This is a genomic window from Amycolatopsis sp. NPDC006131 (assembly GCF_040614175.1).
GTDB classification, from domain to species: Bacteria; Actinomycetota; Actinomycetes; order Mycobacteriales; family Pseudonocardiaceae; genus Amycolatopsis_E; species Amycolatopsis_E tucumanensis.
In genome coordinates, this window is sequence record NZ_JBEXTX010000001.1 from 266,183 (window position 1) to 286,190 (window position 20,008).

Here is a 20,008-nt window from a genome sequence, read left to right on the forward strand (position 1 = left end):
CGGACCAGGACGCGCCCCGGGCGCTGCGCCCCGACCCTGTCGGCACCAGCGGCAAGCTGACGGTGGCGGGACTGTCCGAACGCGACCTCGCCGCCGTCCAGCGATTGTTCGACCTCGCCGAGCACCACCAGCGGATCGTGCGGTCCCTGACCGCGCAGGATCTGTCCGGCGCGAGGGCTCGCGACTTCGCGGACAACCCCGACCCGGCGGTGCGGCAGGCGGCGGCCGAGCTCCGAACCCTGGAGGACGAGCTCAAGCGCCTGGTGAGCGGTGACGCGGCGGGCCAGGACCACGGTCTCGGGCTGAACAAGGCGATCAGCCGCAGCGACGCGAGGTTCAACCTCCTCGAGGACGTCCTGCTGACGCACCCCCGCTTCCGCGGCCGGAGCACCGACGCCTTCGCGATGCTCAAACTGCTCGCGCAGTTGCGCAGCGCGGAGGAGCACCCCGCGCCTGGGTTCGCGCACTGGCTGTCCAGCCTGCGCGAGAAGGGCCTCGGGTTCCCGGGCGCCAAGGGCGTGCTGGACGACCGGATCTACCACGTGTCGGTGACGCAGACCGACCAGTTCCCGGTCACGTCGCTGTACACCCCCGTGCACGAGCAGGAACCGCCCGACCGGCTCGCCGCCGTCGAGCGGTCCTACCACAACGTCGACAAGGTCGACTGGTGGTCGGGCACCGAAGACTCGCGGGGCGGCCGGCTGCCCCGCGCCGGGTTCACCCTGCAGTCCATCGTGGGGCCCTCGCTCGCCGAGATCGAGGCGGGGACGCACCCGCTGGCCGCCGAGTTCCGGTTGCGCAGGAAGGCCGACTGGATCGAGGACCGGTTCGGGGTGACCATCTCCACCGCGGAGGACCTCGAGGAGTACATCCGGGAGCACGGTGATCCCACCGAGGGTGTGGACCTGCCGATGCCGGCGGCGGTGCCGGTGCGGTGGGTCCACGCGGCCCAGTCGGTCGTCGCGGTGCGGCCGGACGCCACCCGCGGTGAAGCCGACGACGCCCGGGACCGGATCCTGGAGGCACAGGTCTCCGCCTACCGGTCGGAGCTGCCCGACGCCGTGGTGCAGATCCGCGCCGCGCTCATGGCGCAGCTCGGCGGTGGTGCGGGTGTGGCCGCCGGGACGCTCGCGTCCCTGCTGGCCGGCCAGGGGCTCAGCACCGTGTTCCTCGTCGGTCGCGGGGTCTACCTCGGCTGGTCCGTCGTCCTCGGCCCGGTCGCGGACTACATCGCGTACGCCAACCTGATCAACGCGCTGATGGACTTCGCGCTCCAGGACGCGGCCCTCATGCGCGGCGGCATCGGCCCCACCGCGACTTCGATCGCCGAGGGTGCACGCGAAGCCGCCACGGCGCTGCAGCCTCTGGCCGAACTCACCGGCAACCGGATGCCGGACGTGCCCCCGGCCGAGCTGCCCGCCCGGCTGACCACCGCGGAACTCGCCGAGTTCCAGGAACTGATCGGGCGCGCCGGCGCGGAGATCGCGGCGCAGCTGGCGGTGGGCGAGTTCCCGCGGACCTACCTGTACAGCACCGATCTGCAGCGGACGTTCGAGCGGATGCGGTCGGCGCGCTGGGAGGACGAGCGGATCGCCGCGCGGGACGCGGGCAAGCAGTCCGTCCGGGACGCCGGCACGCTCGTGCTGGAACTGCCGAGCGGCGAGACGCTGAAGGTCTCGCTGGTGGTGGGAGGTCTCGAGCGCTCGTACCAGATCCTCAAGGGCGGGCACGTGCCCACGCTGGAGCAGCGCTACTGGATCGGCGTCTCGCCCAACACCTACTCCGCCGGGCCCGACGCCATCCGGGCCGCCGTGTCCGAGCAGTTGGTCGACGTCGTGGTCAAGGGCGAGCAGATGTGGATCCAGCCCAGCCTGGCGACCCTGGCGAAGGAGCACTTCGCGACGTTGCCGATGGAAGCCGCGATCACCACCGCCTTCAACCTCGCCGCGGGCAGCCCGGAGCTGATCGCACCGCTGGTCGCGGGCAGCGGCGGAGCCCGCGGCGGCGTGGTGAAGGCACGGCACCGCAACTGGCTGGACCTGATGCTCGCGTACAAGCTGTGGGAGGACGGCGTCCGGGCGCAGCAGGGGTTCCAGGAGATCATCGGCGTCGGCGCCAAGATCCAGGCGGCGGACACGGCGCTGCGGTTGATGGACGCTGCGCACGGGATCGTCCGGGGCGTGCGCGCGGAGATCGACGCGCACCTGCCCACGGAAGCCGCGCGGCCACTGGCGCCCGCTGAGCCGGCCGCGCTGATCGCACAGGCGGCCGGGGAGATGGTCCTCCGTGCCGCGAGCCACCCCGGGGTGAAGGCTGTCCGGTTCCTGACCGCGGAGGAGATCGCGGCCGAAAAGGCGGCAGCCGCGCACGAGGCGGCCAAGAACGCGGTCGCCGCCGCGGAGGAGGCCGGCGAGGCGGAGCTCGCCGCGGCCCGGGCGGAGGCGGCAGCGGCGGAGCGCGTCGCCCGCGAGACGGCGGTGGCAGCGGCGGAACAGGCGAAGCGGAAGGCCGCGGGCGAAGCGTTCACCGAGGAGGAGATCGCCGCGGCGATCCGCGAGGGCGACGGGCTGACGGTGATCATCACCGCCAAACCGCGCCCGCACACTCCCAAGCTGCCGGGCGAGCTGCGGATCACGATCGGTGTCTCCGACGAGCTGCCCACCACGGCCGCGCCGATGACGAGCCACACCGGCATCTACAAGCGGGGCGCGACCGACGTCCGGGAGTTCCTCACGTACCTGCCCGCGCAGTGGGCGGGCACCCTGCCCGCGGACGACCTGGCGCGGTTGGTCCACCGGCAGATCGACGACCTCCTCATGCGCGAGCGCTACCTGCATCGCAGGAGCAGCAGGCAGCTCGCCGCCGCCGCGTTCGGGCAGGCCGCGGGCAGTGGCGCGGTGAACGCCGCGGTCAGCCTCGAACAGGGCAACACCGCGGCCGCCGGGCAGTCGGCCGCGGAGGCCGCCCAGCGGACCGCGGACGGCGCCATGAGGTTCGTGACCACCCGCGCCACCGTCGAGCGGTTCGCGGTCAAGGTGCGCAAGGAAATGCCCGGCGCCGGTGCCACGCCGCGGGCGATGGACGACGTGGCGTGGGCGACCGCCACCGAGGCGCAGGCGGCGGAAACCCGCCTCCGGGCACTGCTCACCGCCCACCTCGACGACGCGGTCCTGGGCGCGAAGGCGCGGGAGATCCTCGACCGGCGCGGCCCCGAACCGGTCCCGCCCGGGACGTTGCTCGAAGAGATCCGCCGGATGCGCGAGACCGGTGAGCTGACGCGCCGCGTTCGGCACCTGGCCGACGCGGAGGACCGGGGCGACAACCAGCTGCTCCTGAAGGTCGACCGGCTGTCGCGGCCGGGCCCCAAGGAGCTGTTCGCCAAGCTGCGCGGCGCGCACCGGCAGCACCTGTTGTTCCAGTTCGTGCCCGGCGAGCCCGGCGGCGCGACGCGCGTGATCCGCAACTCCGTCGACTCGAGCTTCGTCGTCATCGGCGAGGACGTGGACGCCGCGCTGGACCTGATCTCCCGGATCACCGAGGTGTTCCACCGCGGCGCGTTCGGCATGCCGAGCGGGCGTGCGCTGCTGGTCAACGAGCTGGGACCGGGCAACCTCGGCAGCGCGATCAGCCGCGGCACCACCGAAGGGATGCGCCCGGACCCGAGGCCGCGCAACTTCGCCCTGCACGTGCTGGCGGGCGGCCTGTCCAGCTGGGCGAACCAGCTGGTGAACAAGTGGTTCGGGCGCGGGGATTTCATCGCACTCGACCTGTTCCGCCGCGGCTACGCCTACGACGGCGTGGTGATGTCGGCGGACCGCGACCAGCTCGCGCACTACCTCGCGCAGCGGATGGCCGAGTACAGCCGGCGCCAGGTGCTCGACCTGCTGGAGTTCGCCGAGGAGGCGGGCTGGCACGAGCCGCAGACGGTGGCGCAGCTGCGCGAAGTCCTCGAGGACGGCACGCCGGCGGCCGAGGTGTTCGCGCGGCACGGTGTCAGCGCCGAGCAGCTGGAGGAGGGCTGGCGGTGGTCCGACCTCGACCGGCACGTGCGCGAGGCCGGGTCATCGGCAGCGGAGGGGCACCAGAACGGGGAAGGAGACGGCGATGACGACGCTGCAGGTGACCAAGGTGGACGATCTGTCGGCGTTCCCGGGGATCCGGCTACTGGGGCCGGAGGACGGGGAGCCGATCGAACCGGGGCTGACGCTGACCGACTCGGCGACTGGTCGCGTCTGGACGGTTCTGTCCGTGGAGTTCCCGACACCGCTGGCGCGCCGCAACGGGTGGACGACGGTGCTGCTGCGACGGACGGGGGAACCGGCGCCGGCCGTGGGGACGATGTTGAGCAACGAGTCCGGCACGACCGCGAGCAGCTCCACCTCGCACTGACCGCTCTCGCGCGGCTGCTGCCCGAGTTGCACCTGTCCCGGACGGACGGGGAGCTGCAAGCCCACCTGTCGGGCGTGCCGATCGTGGTGGACTACAGCGACGCCAGGACCCGGCGCGGTCCACGTCTGATGCCGGCGTTCGCCGGAAGTCCCGCCGGGCCGTCCGCCACCATCCGGCTCGAGCTGGACCCCGGCACCAGGCGGGATCAGGCCATGCTGGAGCTCGCCGGCCCGCTCGGCGAGGCGCGGCACGAACTGCGCCACGAGACCCGGCTCGAGCGGCTGCGTCGCGGCAGGTTGCGCGGCCCGGACGAGGCGACGGCCGTCGACGCCCCGCTGGCCGGACGGCTCCTCACCCTGGACGTGCTCGCGCTCCAGCAGGCCGAGGCCGTCGCCGAGCACGGGGACGGGGCAGTGAGGGGCGATCTGGCCGAGCAGGCCGGGGACATCGTGATCGCGCTGCCCGAGGGCCGGGATTTCGACGCCATCGCCCAGGCGCACTTGCAGCCGCTGACCCGCGCTCTGCTCGCCGAGCAGGAGGACCTCCTCGACCTCGCCACCCGCGAGGAGCTGCGCCGGCTGACGACGGAGGAGCAGCGCAGCCTTCCGGAGCCGGAGTGGGCGGCGCACAACGTCGTCCGCGGCGAGGTCCGCGCAATCACGCGCGAATCGCCGTTCCCGCCGGCGCGTGCGTCGCGGGTGCTCGGTGAGCGCGGTGGCCTGGTGCCCTCGCCCGGCTCGCGGCTGGCGATGGCGCAGGCGGTGCTGAGCGAGGACGGCGAGCGCACCGCGGACGACCTGGCACGTGCGGTGCGGCTGCTCGCGCCGTGGCCGGCCGATCCGGCCGGGCCGCTGGCGCACGCCGACGCCGCGATGGTGCTCCACGACTACTGGATCGGCCTCGACATCGACGTCGCGGCGCGGCGGACGTTCGACGGGTTCGCCGACGGCGACCCCGGCAAGCCGCTGGGCAGCGAGCCGGTCGGCCGCATCGAGGACCGTGGTGGACGGTTCCAGCGCCTGGTCGACGTGCGTCGGTTGGATCCGGCTCAGCGGGCCGAGGCGATCGACGCCGCCTACCAGACAGTCGTGAACGCCCTGGCGCGCACCAGCGGCAACGCGTTCGCCTACGTCGTGGTGCACCGGGCAGGCGCCGAACCGCACGTCACTGCCATCGCCGCCCGCGACGGACAATCACCGGTGTTCCTCGACCCCGCGCACGGCAGGTCCGCGTCCGAACCGTTGTACCGGCACGAGGACGGCGTGTACGCCCTCGACGTCATCGTTCACGGCGGACCGAGCAGGTCCGCGGCGATGGCCGCCGCCGTGCCGATCAACGGCCTGGAGCTGTCCGAGCTCAGCTCCCGTCCGCCCACCCGGAGCTACCTGGAGGCGATCCCCCAGGCCGATCGCGGCGCCTGGAAGAGCCTGGCCGAGCAGATCCACGTCCTCGAGATGATCAACGACGATGTCGCGGCCCACCCCACGTCGTTCCCGCCCGAGGTCGCCGCTCTCTACAATTCGCTGGTCGACGACCGGCCTGCCCGGCTGCAGCTGCGGGCCCTCGCGCACACGACCGGCGACCCGGCCGCGTTCGCGATGGCGGTGCGGAGCCTGCAGAACACCGCCCGGTCGCAGGGAATCCCCGTCGCCGAGCTGCTCACCAGGATGTGGGAACGCGAGCTCGGGGTCCTGCCCACCGGCGTGGTAACCGCGACACCGATCCGGTACCCGGCGAGCAAGATGTCCGACGAGGAGTGGATCTATCACGTCCTGAAACTGATCGACGCCGAGAAGCTGACCCCCGCCCAGCTGCTCCGCCTCGGCGAGGTACGGCCAGATCTGCTCGCCCTGCTGAACTCCACGCACGGCGCCGCGGACACGAGCGCCGAGGTCGACGCACCCTACGACGAGCCGGGCGGGCTGCGGCCGGTGATCGCCCGCGCCCTCGAGAAGGTTGCGGACACTATCAGCGACGCGACCGGCGCGTTCCTGAAGAAGGTGCACCCGAAGAAGTGGGCCCACCTGTTGTGGCGGCCGGGGATTTCGGCGTTCGAGGCGTTCCTCGCCGCCCGGTCGATCTACCACCTCGGCATCCCCAAGCTCCCCGCGATGGTCGCCTTCCAGGGCATCCGCGACGGCGAGCCGTTCGGCTCCGAGCTGGGCGCCGCGGGCCGGGTGGAACAGGTCACCGGCGCGCGGTTCCGCACCTATCCCGGCCAGGATCCGGGCGTCGACGCGCCGAGCGCGATCGAGTTCGCCCTCCGGGACAAGCCCGGGGCGATCGCCGTGATGCTGCACCGGCTCACCGAGGATCCGCACGGGCCGCACGCCGGGGTCGTCGTGATCAACCACGACGGCACGCTGTACTGGCTGACGGACGAGGTGATCAGCGGCAAGCGCGTGTCGCTGCGGCCGCCCACGATCCGGGAGGTCGCCGACCGGACCCGCGAACGCGCCACACGCATCGCGAACGCCGCACAGTCCGCCGTGGCGACCGTTGAGATATACGCGAAGTACGGGATCGGCCCGCGGATCCGGCCCAGGCAGCTGCTGCCCCAGGAGCGCATGACACGCCGCCCTGACTATCCGACGCAGTACGGAACCGACGTGCTGGCGATCGACGGCGACGGCAAGCCGGTGCCGCTGCGCGGCACGCAGCGGAGCCCGATCAGCCAGCTCCCCCCGACCGCCGAGTACGTCCGCGCGGCGCAGGACCACGAGCTCGCGGAGTGGGTCACCCGGGCCGTCGGGCTGGCCACGTCCGAGGTCCAGCCCGAGCAGCTGGGCGAGCTGGGCGAGGTCCACCGGACCTTGACCGATCCGCGGGCCCGGCGTCAGCTGGTCGCCTGGTTCCACGCGGTCAGCGGCGATCAGGCCCTGCTGCGGCGCGGCCTGGAGACCTTCCGCGCCCGCGCCGTCGACGCGAACCCGGACGTTCCCGCGGAGCAGGCTGTCGAGGAGGCGCTGGCGGCGGAGTGGGAGCGTGGTCTGGGGGCGCTACTCCCGGACGAGCTCTCCCCCGGCGCCGTGCGGTACGCCGCGCCGCGTGATCTGTCCGCCGGGGCCGAAGGGACGCCGCTGGAGCTGCCGGACGACGCGGTGCGGGCGTTCGCGAAACAGACTCCCGTGCTCGCCGAGCTCGTCCGGAAACATCACCTGCGCCGGCCCGTCGGCCAGGCGGTCGACCTGCGGCGCTACCAGCCGGCTGCGCGGGGCCGGATTCCGTCCGCCGAGCGGAGCAGCGTCGCGGACCCCGCCGTGCGGTTGGCTCAGGACCAGGCCGCTGCCCGGGCCGGCTACACCGCGGCCAACCAGGACAACGGCGAAGCCCTCGCGCTGCTGGCGGACCACGAGTTCTACTACACCCCGGACAAGAGCGGCATGGTGCTCGTGCACCGGGCGTTCGGCGAGCTGCTCGACTCCGTTCTCTCGCGTCAGGACCCGCGCCACCCGGCCAATCCGTATCCGCTGGTGTACCGGCCGATGATCCGGAGCGCGGAACAGCCGCACTGGCCGTGGCGTCGCGACGAACGGCCGTTCATGGAGACGCTCGACCCACGCCGGCTCGAGGCCGAGGGGAGCCGCACCGGTGTGGCTTACCAGGTGCTGCGGGCACTGGCCGGAGCGCGGCCGGAGATCATCCGGCAGCGCCTGGTGACGGAGATGCCCAGCACCGGTGATCACCTCGTCCGGTTGCACCTCCCCGACGGAGTGCGCGAGCTGGCCGTGCCGAACGAGTTTCAGATCCCGCCGTCGCCGTCCGCTCCCCGGTGGATGCTGGCCGTGGAGAACGCGCTCATCCACCAGGGTCTGATGGCCGCGCCGCGCTTCGGCAACGCCGACCACGTGCAGCGGGTGCTTGGGGCCGTGTCGGGCCTGGAGGTGACCCAGTCCCACCTGCCCGCCCTCGGCGCCACCGTCGCCGCGCTGGAGAACCTGCTCCCGGCGCTCGCCGACGCCAGGATGCCGCTGATGGCGACGATGCCGCAGGTCAAGCACGGGGTGTATGTGGCGGCCACGCCGGTGTGGGAAGACGGCGAGATCCGGCTGGACATCCCGGACCTGACCGTCCGGCCCACCATCGGAGTATTCGCCCGGATGCTCGAGCTCGGCGCGCCGCTGGTGCACGGGGTTCCGCCGCTGCCCGGGGAGGCGCCACCGCCGGTTCCGGGCGAGGCGCAGTCCGTTCCGCCGGTGCCGGCCAACGCCGACCCGGGCATCAACCCGGTCGCGCCACGCACGCGCCGCCGCGGCGAGGACTGGGCGGTGTGGAACCGCTTCGACGAAAACCTGCGCGGGGCGGATTCCGCCGGTGTTCCCGCTCCGGGCAAGGCGCAGGTCCACCAGGAAATCCTGAGCATCGTCAACGGCACGGACCGCGACAAGGCGGCGGAGTTCCTCCGCACCTACTGGCGGCAGATGGGTGCCGACGGCGTCTTCCCGCGCCTGAGCACCTCCGTCAAGTACCGCGGGGTGGAGGTCCCGGTGCTGCGACGTCTCGCCGACGGCCGGTTCGTCGTGCACGACACCGAGGCGCCGCCGGTGAAGTCGGAAACCATCGAGGGCAGCCGCAAGGTCGGCCGCCGCGACACGTTGCCGCCCGCGCGGCGCGCGGATGCGGACCTGCTCGCGGCCGGGCGGCCCGGCCTCCAGGAGTACCTGGCCGAGGCGAACGACGCGATCAAGGGCACGCACCGGCCGGACAGCCGGTTCACCACGCCGCTGGACAAGTTCGACCAGGCCGGGTTCAACGACCTGTCGAGCAACCACTGGAACAACAAGCTCGGCGACATCGCGGCCGAGCACGCGGTGCGCGACCTGCGCAAGGAGTACCGGGAGTCGGGCCGGGGCGACCTGCGGCCGGTCAAGGTCCCGGACCGGGGCGCCAACCACTTCGACTCCGTTTACCGCGACGGCAACGGCGACTACGTGATCGTGGAGGCGAAGGGCCCGAGCGCCGGGCTGAACGTCAACGGCGGCTACGAGCAGGGACACCCGCAGTACGTGCGCAACATCCTTGACGCGATGGAGAAGCGCGGCGGCTACGAGGGCCGCGTCGCCAGGGAGATGCGCGCCCAGCTCGACAGCGGCCGGCTGCGTTACTTCCGCGTCAATGCCGAGGTGGCCAAGGCCGACCTGAGCGAGTACACCGAGGACGAGCTTCGGGCCATGCCGGCCGCGGACCGCCCGGTCGACATCTACGCCGGGTACGTTCGCAAGGAGTTCGACCTGAGCATCACGACGACGAAGCCGGCGGTACCGTGAGACCCGACGCCGGTGGTGCACCGCGGACCGACGAGCAGAAGGAAGTGTCTGGAGTGGACTTTCAGTGGCGCCCGGCCAACGAGGTCGAGAGCGGCATGCTGGCCGCGCTGCAGGACAGCGACAGCCGGCGCTACGCCCAGCTGCTGCGCGACGCCCCGCTGTACGTGCCGGCCACCCCGGAGCCGGGGGACCCGTGGCCGATCAGCCTGCCGATGCCCGAGGGCAACCACGTCATCGTGTTCACCTCGGAGGAGTCGCTCGACTGGGCGCTCGGCGGCGTGGTCGACAGTTGGCGCGAGACCACCATCGGCGGGCTGCGCGAGTTCCACCCCGATCACGCCCAGCTCGTGGTGAACCCGGGCATCCCGATCGGCGTGTACCTGGTCCTGGGCGAGGTGGAGGACCTGGCCGAGGGGCGTCAGGAGCTGGTCCCGGTCGAAGACGTGCAGAACGCGATGGTCGACGAGGTGCTGGGCGAGGTCCGCCGCCTGGTGCTGGAGGAGCTGGGCGGCGACGCCGAGGCCGCCGCGGCGCTGCAGCCGGTCAACGAGCTGGAGGAGCGACTGCGCGAGTCGGTGTCCGAACTGGACTTCGACGCGTTCCTGCTCGCGCTGATCGGCGCCGACGTCGTGCTGCCCGCCACCGAGCCGGTCCCGGACCCGGCGGTGATCGAGTCCGGTGAGTTCCCGTGGCGGATCCTCGGTGACGACGAGACCCCGGTGGTGCCGCTGTTCAGCTCGGAGCAGGTGCTCGACGTCGTCGCTCCCGGCGGCGGCCCACGCGCCACTGTGTCCTTTTTGGACGTCCTGCTGAACTGGCCGGGCGAGGACCACGTGCTGTGCTTCAACCCCGGCACGAGCATGGAACTGACGTTGCCCGGTAGCAGCGTGCCGGAGCTGGTGTCGGCGATCGCGGAGGCGGCGGCCGCTGGCGGCCCCGCCGACGGCCGATCCGGCAACGGCGCCGCTCCGGGAGCCTGACCTGGGCTAACCCGTGCCGCGCACGGCCTCCAGCAGGTCGTCCAGCGACAACGTCCGCAGGTCGTCCCTCGTCGGGCGCTGACCCAGCGAACGCAGCCGCGTCGACTGGGACTTGCGCATCCGCTCCAGCAGCTTGCGCGCCTCGCGGGCGTTGCCGAAGTTCTGGTCGCGCTCCATCTGCCCGAACCACTCCAGCAGCGCCACGTCCAGGTCCTGGCCGAGCAGGTAGTCGTCGCTGCGGGCCATGTGCAAGCTGATCGCGACAAGTTCCTCGGGGCTGTAGTTCTCGAAGACCAGCGTCTTGTTGAACCGGGACGCCAGACCGGGGTTGGCGTCCATGAACTTCGCCATCTCGTCGGTGTAGCCCGCGACGATCACGGCGACCTCGTCGCGGTGGTCCTCCATCAGCTTCACCAGCGTGTCGATGGCTTCCTGGCCGAAGTCGGCGCCGCTGCCGCTGGAGCGGGACAGCGTGTACGCCTCGTCGATGAACAGCACGCCACCGCGCGCCTCCTCGAACGCCGAGGCCGCCTTCTCCGCGGTGTGACCGATGTACTGACCGACCAGATCCCGCCGGGAGACTTCCTTGAACCGCCCGTTCGGCAGGATCCCCAGCGCCTTGAGCAGCTGGCCGTAGATGCGTGCCACCGTGGTCTTACCGGTGCCGGGCGCGCCGGCGAACACCAGGTGGTTGCTGACCGTGCCGACGGACAATCCCTCGCTGCGGCGCCACTCGTTGACCTGGATCTCGTCGATCAGCCCGCGCACCTCGGCCTTGACGCTCGCCAGGCCGATCATGCCGTCGAGCTCGCCGAGCAGTTTGTCGACGGTCTCCAGGTCCTGGTGGTTGCCCGTGGTCGCGACCGCGCCCACCGGGACCTTGCCGCGCGCCGGATCGCCCTCGCGGACCTCGGTGCGCGCGCCGTCGGCGAGGTGGATGCCCGGCACGGCGGTGTTCTCCACGCGGCAGTCCTCGATCACGCCGCCGCAGCCGCGCCCGACGCTGATCCCGACGCCCTGCGTGTCGTGCACCCAGCACGTGCTGATCGTTGGCGAGCTCTGGTCGGCCACCGCGACCCCGGCGTCGCCGGTCTGCGAGACGTCGCAGCGGTCCAGGCTCGAGTCGCCTGCCTGGTACATGTACACGCCGCGGAACCCGCACCCGGCGATCGTGGTGTGCTGGACCTTCACCCGCGCGCCGAGTCGCAGGATCACGCCGTCGTCGGCGATTTCACGGATCTCGCAGCGGTCGATCACCCCGTCCGACTCTTCGATGACGATCCCGTACTGGGAGCCGGTGACGTGGCTGTTGCGGATCTCGATGCGGTCGGCGGCCGCGACGTCGATGCCCGGCGCGAACCGGGCCGTCGCCGTGCATTCGACGATCTTCACCTGGCCGCCGCGGACGCGGATGGCGGCGTGCTCCTCGGAGGTCAGCTTCAGCCCGATCAGGTCGACCCGGCTGTCGGTCACGGACACGACCGGCTGGTCGGGAAACGGCGAGCTGATGGTGACGCTGCCCGGCTCGCGCGCCGACAGCGTCACGTGCTGGCGTGTGATCGAGATCGGCTCGGGGTACTCACCGGGAGCGATCGAGATGACCGCGCCGTCGTCGGCCGCTTCGAGCGCGTCGCGGATGGTGGGCAGGGCGCCGCGCTGGTCCGGGGCGACGAAGAGGGTGCGTGGCATGGCTTCCGTGGTTCGGCCGACTAGGGTTTGCAGGACAAAAGGTACCCCAGAGAGGCAAGCGCGCGTGGAACCTGTGTGGCAGCCGGACAATGAAATCGAGCACGCACTGCAGGCCGCGCTCGCAGACGGGGACGGCCGGCGCTACGCGCAGCTCCTGCTGGCCGCGCCCGTGTACCTGCCCGTGCTGCCGGCGCGCGGCACCCCGGAGTGGGAGGAGCTCGTCGGCCTGCTGCCGCTGGAGCGCGAGCACGTCCTGGTCTTCACCTCGCCCCGGTCGATGGCGGCGGTACTGGGGCCCTTCGCGCAGGAGCACGTCCAGACCACGTTCGCGGAGATCAGGGGGAGCTGGCAGCCGGGCAGCTCGCTGCAGCTGGCGATCAACCCCGGCCTGCCGATCGGCGCGGTGCTGGCCCCGGACGCGCTGATCGCACTCGCGGAGGGACGCGAGCAACTGGTGGCCGCGGCCGACGCGGAAGAGGCCGCGTTCGAAGAGATGCGCCGCCGGGTGCGTGAGCTCGTGCTGGAGGAATTCGGCGCGGGACGGGAACCGGGACCGGTGCCGGCTCCGTCGAACGCACTGGAAACCGCCCTGGTCGCCGCGGTCGGCGGGCAGGACGAGAACGCATACCTGGAGGCACTGGTGAACGGTCAGGTGGTCGTCGCGACGACCCGGCCCGTCCAGGACTCCGATGAGGACCTGCCCTGGCGCACCGCGGGGAGCGGGGACTTCCCGGTCGTCGCACTCTTCTCGTCCACCGCGATGCTCGACCGTCTGGCGCCCGGGCAGCCCTACGCCACCGTGCCCTTCCTCGGTGTCCTGGCGCAGTGGCCGGACGAGTCGCACGTGTTGTGCTTCAACCCGGGCGCGGAAACCGAGCTGATCCTCACCGGCGAGGGCGTGTTCGACCTGGTCGAGGTCGTCGCCGGGGCGCTGTCGCCCGGTGGGGGCGGGGACTAGCGCCAGGTACCCCGGTTCTGCTTGCTTTTCCCGTGTCCGTTCCACCCTGTCCACGGAAAGGTGCCCACCGTGTCCGCGAACCCGTCCCGCCCGGTGCGGTACCGGCTGCTGGGCCCGATCGAGGTGTCAGGGCCGGACGGGCCGGTGCGGCTGGGCGGGCCGAAGCAGCGCTCGGTGCTCGCGGCGCTGCTGCTCAACGCCGGGCGCGTGGTGCCGGACGAGCAGCTGTTCGCCCTGGTCTGGGGCGCCGCGCCGCCGGCGACGGTGCGTGGTCAAGTGCAGGTGTACGTCTCCGAGCTGCGCAAGCTGATCGGCGCCGACGTGATCAGCAGGCGCGCGCCGGGGTACGTGATCGAGGTGGGGCCGGGTGAGCTGGACCTGCACGAGTTCGACGAGGCCGTTGACAGGGCGCGCGCGGACCTCGACGCCGGTCGCGTCGCCGACGCGGCCCGGCGGCTGCGTGCGGCGCTGGACCTGTGGCACGGGCCGGCGCTGGGCGGGGTCACCCAGTCGCTGCTCGACCGGGAGGGCCCGCCGCTCGCGGAGAAGCGGCTGAGCGCGCTGGAAGACTACTTCGACGCCGAACTCGCCGCGGGGCGGCACCGCTCGGTGGTCACCGAGCTGCGGCAGGAGGCCGAGGACAACCCGTTCCGCGAACGCCTGCAGGCCCTGCTGATGCTCGCGTTGCACCGCTGCGGCCGCACGCCAGAAGCGCTGGAGGTCTACACCGCGGTCCGGTCGCGGCTCATCGACGAACTCGGCGTCGAGCCGGGGCCGCTGCTGCGAGACACACAGGTGCGGCTGCTGCGGGACGAGCCGGAGGAGGGGCCGGTGCCGCGGCAGCTGCCCGGTGACGTGCCGCAGTTCGCCGGGCGGATGCGCGACCTCGCGCGGCTGGACGCGTTGCTGCCGCTGGACGGCGGCGGGGACCGGCCGTCGGTGTCGGTGGCGGTGGTCAGCGGTGGCGCCGGTGTCGGCAAGTCGGCTTTCGCGGTGCACTGGGCGCACCGGGTGCGGGAGCGGTTCCCGGACGGGCAGCTCTACGTCAACCTGCGTGGCTTCGATCCCGGCGCGTGCGCGATGAGCCCGGCGGAGGCGGTGCGGCGGTTCCTCGACGCGCTCGCCGTTCCGGCGCAACGGATCCCGGTGAGCGTGGAGGCGCAGGTCAGCCTGTACCGCAGTCTGCTGGCGGACAAGCGGGTGCTGGTGGTGCTGGACAACGCGCGCGACGCCGAGCAGGTGCGCCCGCTGCTGCCCGGCGCGCCCGGCAGTTTCACGCTGGTGACAAGCCGGAACCAGCTGGCCGGGCTGGTCGCGGTCGAGGGCGCGGCGCCGGTGAGCCTGGACCTGCTGTCCGATGCGGAGGCCCGCGAACTGCTGGCGCGGCGGCTGGGGGCGGACCGGGTGGCGGCGGAGCCGGAGGCGGTCGCCTCGATCAACACGTTGTGCGCGCGGTTGCCGCTGGCGCTGGCGATCGTGGCCGCGCGGGCGGCGACGAACCCGGGGTTCACGCTGGGTGAGCTGGCCGCCGAGCTGTGCGCCGCGCGCGGCGGGCTGGACGCTTTCGAGGGTGATGACGCGAGTTCCGATGTGCGGGCGGTGTTCTCGTGGTCGTACCACGCGATCAGCGCGGACGCGGCCCGGCTGTTCCGGTTCCTCGGCCTGCACCCGGGGCCGCACGTGACCGTCGCGGCGGCGGCGAGTCTGCTCGGGGCGTCCCGAGTGCGGCCGTTGCTGGCCGAGTTGACGCGCGCGCATCTGGTCGCCGAGCGTGCGCCGGGGCGGTACGCGTTCCACGACTTGCTGCGCGCGTACACGATCGAGCTGACGCAGGAGGAGGACGCGGAGGCGGAGCGAACCGCGGCGGTGCGGAGGATGTTCGACCACTACGTGCACACGGCGCACGCGGGCGCGGCGGCGCTGAGCCCGCAACGGGAGCCGCTGGCGCTGGAGCCGCCGTCGCCGGGTGTGGTGGTGGAGCCGCCCGCGGACGCCGGCGCCTGGTTCGCGGCGGAGCACCCGGTGCTGGTGGCGGCGATCGACCGCGCGGCGGCGACCGGGTTCGACACGCACGCGTGGCAGCTGGCGTGCGCGTTGAGCCACACGTTCGTGCGGCAGGGCAGGCACTGGCTGGGGGAGCCGCGGACGTACGAGGTGGCGCTGGAGGCGGCCGCGCGGCTGGGGGATCCGGTCGCGCTGGCGCACAGCCACCGGGGGCTCGCGGTCATCCTGACGGCGCTGGGGCGGGACGAGGAGGCGCGGGAGCAGCTCGATCGGGCGCTGGACCTGTTCGAGGAGCTGGGGGACCTCGGTTACCAGGCCGATGTGCGGCAGGGGCTCACGTGGGTGTGCGATCGGCTCGGGGACTACGCCGAGGAGTTCCACCACGCGCGGCGGGCGCTGGAGTTGTTCCAGGCGGCGGGGAACCGGTACGGGGCCGCCAGTGCGCTGAACAACATGGGCTGGAGCTGTGCTCGGCTGGGGGATTACGAGCAGGCGCTGGCGCACTGCAAGGAGTCGATCGCGGTGCAGGCCGAGCTGGGGAACCTGGTCGGTGAGGCCAACGCGTGGGACAGCGTCGGGTACGCGCAGCAGTCGCTGGGAAACCTGGACGAGGCGGTGCGCTGCTACGAGACCGCCGTGGGGCTGTATCGGCGCCACGGAAGCCGCTACTACGAAAGCCGAACCTTGAACCGCCTCGGCGACGCGCACCTGGCGCGAGGTGATGCGGCTGCGGCTCAACGTGCTTGGCGCGCGGCGCTGGAGTTGCTGGAGGAGCTGGGGTCGCCCGATGGGGGCCAGATCCGCGCGAAGCTGGGTGGGGTTTCGGAGTGGTCGGCGTAGGTGGTTCGGGGTGGGCTGGCTGTGGTGGCTGGTTCGGTGGTTGAGCTGGCCGGTTCGGCGGTGAGTGGACAATTGCCACGCAGGTGGGGAGTGGACCAACCGTGCCGCGCAGGTGGTGAGTGGACCAACCGTCGCGCGCGGGGCGCCGCGCAGGCATGACCGGTCCCTTCATCGCTACGCGAGTGCCACCTTCATGCGGTGTTGCGGGTATCGCTGATGCCGGGAAGTGATGAACGGTCCGTTCATCGCCACGCGAGCCACCCCACCCACCCCGACCCAGACAAACCAACCCCGCCCCACCTCATGATCACCCTCCGCAACCACCCCTCACCACCCGCACCCACCAGGCAACACCCGCGTTAACCCCAAGCAACCAACGCAACCACCACACCCCTTCGAAGCATTTTCGAAGCGGAGTTTGTAACTCTGTCGGAGTAACGCGGGAACGGCTTGGCGCACCAGTGCGTCCCAGGCTGCGAACGACGAGATCGGGGCGGTGAACGAATGAGCGACGGTTCGCGGAGCCGCTTGGGCGCGCTGGTCCAGGGCTTCCGCCGGCGCGCGGGCCTCACCCAGCGTGAGGTCGCCGACCTGGCGGGGCTCAGCGTGGCCGGCCTGCGTGACGTCGAGCAGGGACGTGTCACCCGGCCGCGCGTGTCCACTCTGCGCAAGCTGGGCGATGTGCTCGGTCTGTCCCGTGTGGAGCTGGGGGAACTGCTCCGCGAGGCGGGCAGCGAGCAGGCCACCGGCGGCGGGCTGCGGGTCGAGGTCCTCGGGCCGCTGCGGGTCATCGCGGACGGCGAACCAGTCGACCCGGGCTCGGAAACCCAGCGGACCCTCCTCGCGCTCCTCGCGTTGTCCCCGAACGCCCCCGTCGGCCGGGACGCGCTCGTCGAAGCCGTCTGGGGTGACCAGCCGGAGCACGGCACCGTCGACCTCCTCCAGTCCCGCATCTCCCGCCTGCGCCGCCGCCTCCAGGGCGACCCGGAGAGCGGCTTCATCGTCTCCGCGCGCGGCGGCTACCAGCTCAAGGTCGCCGAGGGCCAGCACGACCTGCTCCTCTTCCGCCAGCTCGTCGCCCGCGCACGGCACGTCCGCGAGGAGGGCGAACTCGCCGAAGCGTGCGGTCTCTTCGCCGAAGCCGTCGGCCTCTGGCGGGGCGAACCGCTCGAAGGGCTGAGCGCCCTGGACTCCCACCCGATCGTCGTCGCGCTCGTGCGCGAGTACCGGGCCGTCGTCGTGGAGTACGCGGGCGCCGCCTCGGATCTGGGGCGCTACCAGGAGGTTCTGCCGCTCCTGCAGCGCGTCGCGGAGGCCGATCCGCTGCACGAGGCCGTCCACGCGCGCCTCATGATCGCCCTCGCCGGCAGCGGGCAGCAGGCCGCCGCGCTCGACGTGTTCGACACCCTGCGCCGCCGCCTCGCCACCGAACTCGGCGCGGACCCCGGGCCGGAACTGGCCACCGCCTACCAGCGCGTCCTGCGCCAGGAGGTCGCGCGGCCGGAGTTCGCCCCGGTCAGCGCCCACCGCCAGCTGCCGCTCGACACCGCCGACTTCAGCGGCCGCGAAGCCGAGCTGACGACCCTGCGTGACGGGCTCCGCGCGATCGACGGCGGCACCGCGGTCGGCATCGCGCTCATCGAAGGCATGGCCGGCGTCGGCAAGACCCGCCTCGCCGTGCACGTCGCCCACCAGCTGCTCGCCGAGGGCCGCTACGGCGACTGCCAGCTCTACGTCGACCTGCGCGGCCACTCCGACCAGCCGCCGGCCGACCCGGCCGCGGTGCTCGCGTCGTTCCTGCGCCTGCTCGGCGTCCCCGGCGACCAGATCCCGCCCAGCCTCGACGAGCGCGCCTCCCTCTACCGCGACCGCGTCTACGGCCGGGATGTGCTGGTGCTGCTGGACAACGCGGCCAGCGAGGACCAGATCCTGCCGCTGCTGCCCGCCGGGCCGACCAACCTCGTCCTGGTCACCAGCCGCCGCGCGCTCGCCCTCGACGGCGCCCGCACCCTGCCGCTGGACGTCTTCACCCCGGCCGAGGCCCGCGAACTGCTGGTCCGCGTGGTCGGAGCCAAGCGGGTGGAGAGCGAACCCGAGGCCGCCCGCCGCGTCGGCGAACTGTGCGGCTGGCTGCCGATGGCCGTCGCACTCGCCGCCCGCCGCCTCCAGTCCCGTCCGACGTGGACAGTCGCCGACCTTGCCGCCCGCCTGGCCGAAACCGGTGACCGCATCGACGAACTGGCCGCGGGCAGCCGACGGCTGCGGGCCGTGTTCGAACTGTCCTACCAGGCCTTGGCGGCCGAGGAACAGCGCCTGTTCCGCCTGCTGGGCCTGCACCCCGGCGCGGACTTCACGCCCGAGTCGGTCGGCGCGCTCGCCGGGCTCACCCCGTCGCGGGCGAGGTGGCTGCTCGACCGCCTCGTGGACGAGAACCTGGTCACCGTCGTCACCCGCGACCGGTACCGGCTGCACAACCTGCTCGCCGAGTACGCGCGCGGCCTCGCCCGCGACAACGAGCCGGAGCCGGCCCGGCGCGCCGCGATCACCCGCGTGCTCGACTTCTACCTGCACACCGCGGCCCGCGCGACGCAGCTGATCTACCCGGCCAAGCACATCCCGCTCACCGGGGCCGCGCCCGCGCACGGCCCGGTGCTGCCCGACCGCGAAGCGGCGAAGCGGTGGCTGGAGGCCGAGCGGCCGTGCCTGATCGCCGCCGTCAGCCTGGCCGCCGAACAGGGCTGGCCGACGCACGCCTGGCAGCTGACCCGCTGCCTGCGCGCGTACCTGTACCTCTACGGCTACAGCCACGACCACGACTGGGTGCACACGCACGAGGCCGCGCTGGCGGCCGCGACCGCGGCGCAGGACCGCGTCGGCGAGGCGCACACCCGTTCCGACCTGGCGGCCGCGTACCTGCACCACGGCCGCGCCGCCGACGCGCGCGAGCAGTTCCTGCGCGCGATCGACCTGCACCGCGCGAACGGCGAGCGCGAACTGGAGGCCACCTCACTGACCGCGCTGGCCGTGCTCTGCCACCGCGTCGGCGAGTTCCCCGAGGCGCTGCGGCTGTTCCGCACGGCGGGCGTCCGCTGCGCCGGGGACCCCCGGCTGGAAAGCGCTGTCGCCGCGAATCTCGGCGCCACGCTGTCCACGCTCGGCCGGCTCGACGAGGCCGTCGACCAGTATCGGCACGCGCTGGTGCTGTCCAGGCAGGCGGGCGACCCGGACGGGGAGAGCGGCGCGCTGGCCGACCTCGGCGACGCGTGGCGGCGGCTGGGCAGGCACCGCGAGGCGATCGAGCACCTGAAGGAGGCCGCCGACCTCGCCGAGGCGCACGGCCTGGAACCGCGGATCGCCTACGCGCGGCACCGCCTCGGCAACACCTACCGGCAGACCGGCCGGTTCGACGACGCGCTCGGCAACCTCAACGAGGCGCTGCGGATCGTCCGCACGATCAGCGGCCCGGCGACCGAGAGCGAGGTGCTCATCGACTTCGGCGGCGTGCACCGCGACATCGGCGACCTGCTCACCGCCGCGGACCTGGTCGAGGCCGGGCTGCGTGCGGCGATCAACCGCGGCGAGCGCTACCAGCAGGCGCGGGCGCTCAACGAACTGGCCGAACTGCACCGCTGCGCCGCGCGAGCCGGCCTGGCGCAGGACTACTGGCGCCGCGCCTACGCCCTGTTCGACGAGCTGGGCACGCCAGAAGCGGCCGAGCTGCGCGACTTCACCGGAGACCGCTGGCCCGTCACGTCCGTGGCCTGACCCCGAACTCCCGGGCCGGCCATCGCCTGGCCCGGGACCAGCGGACACGCCGAGGCCCCGGCCCACAGGTGGCGGAACAGGTCGCTGCCCAGTGACAGCTCGCCGATCAGCTGGGC

The 20,008-nt window shown here is 72.7% G+C and carries 6 protein-coding genes (1 of these 6 only partly in view); 5 read left to right on the forward strand and 1 reads right to left on the reverse strand.

Features of this window, described 5'->3' with window-relative positions:
* Positions 1-9,656, forward strand: partial view of a hypothetical protein gene (locus tag ABZ215_RS01115; protein ID WP_354946891.1) — the end only. It extends 43,207 nt beyond the left edge of the window; only the last 9,656 of its 52,863 coding nucleotides appear in the window; the start codon falls outside the window, past its left edge; the stop codon is at positions 9,654-9,656.
* Positions 9,657-9,709: 53 nt separating this feature from the next.
* Positions 9,710-10,636 carry an SseB family protein gene (locus tag ABZ215_RS01120; RefSeq protein WP_237336810.1) on the forward strand — a complete coding sequence of 309 codons (927 nt, stop codon included), beginning with the start codon at positions 9,710-9,712 and terminating at the stop codon, positions 10,634-10,636.
* Between the two features lie 6 nt (positions 10,637-10,642).
* On the opposite strand, the gene ABZ215_RS01125 is transcribed toward ABZ215_RS01120, so the two are convergent.
* Complete coding sequence (locus ABZ215_RS01125; protein WP_020416787.1) at positions 10,643-12,325, reverse strand: right-handed parallel beta-helix repeat-containing protein; 1,683 nt, start codon at positions 12,323-12,325, stop codon at positions 10,643-10,645.
* 64 nt (positions 12,326-12,389) lie between these two features.
* On the opposite strand from ABZ215_RS01125, the gene ABZ215_RS01130 reads away from it, so the two are divergent.
* The 3 genes from ABZ215_RS01130 (at position 12,390) to ABZ215_RS01140 (ending at position 19,892) form a co-directional block, all read left to right on the forward strand.
* Positions 12,390-13,283, forward strand: coding sequence for an SseB family protein (locus ABZ215_RS01130; protein ID WP_237336809.1), 894 nt, complete (start codon positions 12,390-12,392; stop codon positions 13,281-13,283).
* A gap of 69 nt (positions 13,284-13,352) precedes the next feature.
* The gene (locus tag ABZ215_RS01135) at positions 13,353-16,127 is read left to right on the forward strand and encodes a BTAD domain-containing putative transcriptional regulator (RefSeq protein ID WP_354946893.1); all 2,775 of its coding nucleotides are present in this window, start codon (positions 13,353-13,355) and stop codon (positions 16,125-16,127) included.
* Positions 16,128-16,631: 504 nt separating this feature from the next.
* A complete protein-coding gene (locus ABZ215_RS01140) occupies positions 16,632-19,892 on the forward strand; it encodes a BTAD domain-containing putative transcriptional regulator (RefSeq protein ID WP_354946895.1) in 3,261 nt (1,086 codons plus the stop codon).
* The last annotated feature ends 116 nt before the right edge of the window (positions 19,893-20,008 follow it).

What these genes read in the sequence shown, in the direction of transcription:
- ABZ215_RS01125 (WP_020416787.1), bottom strand. Translation starts at nt 12,325, where the DNA reads ATGCCACGCACCCTCTTCGTCGCCCCGGACCAGCGCGGCGCCCTGCCC.
- ABZ215_RS01140 (WP_354946895.1), top strand. Translation starts at nt 16,632, where the DNA reads ATGAGCGACGGTTCGCGGAGCCGCTTGGGCGCGCTGGTCCAGGGCTTC.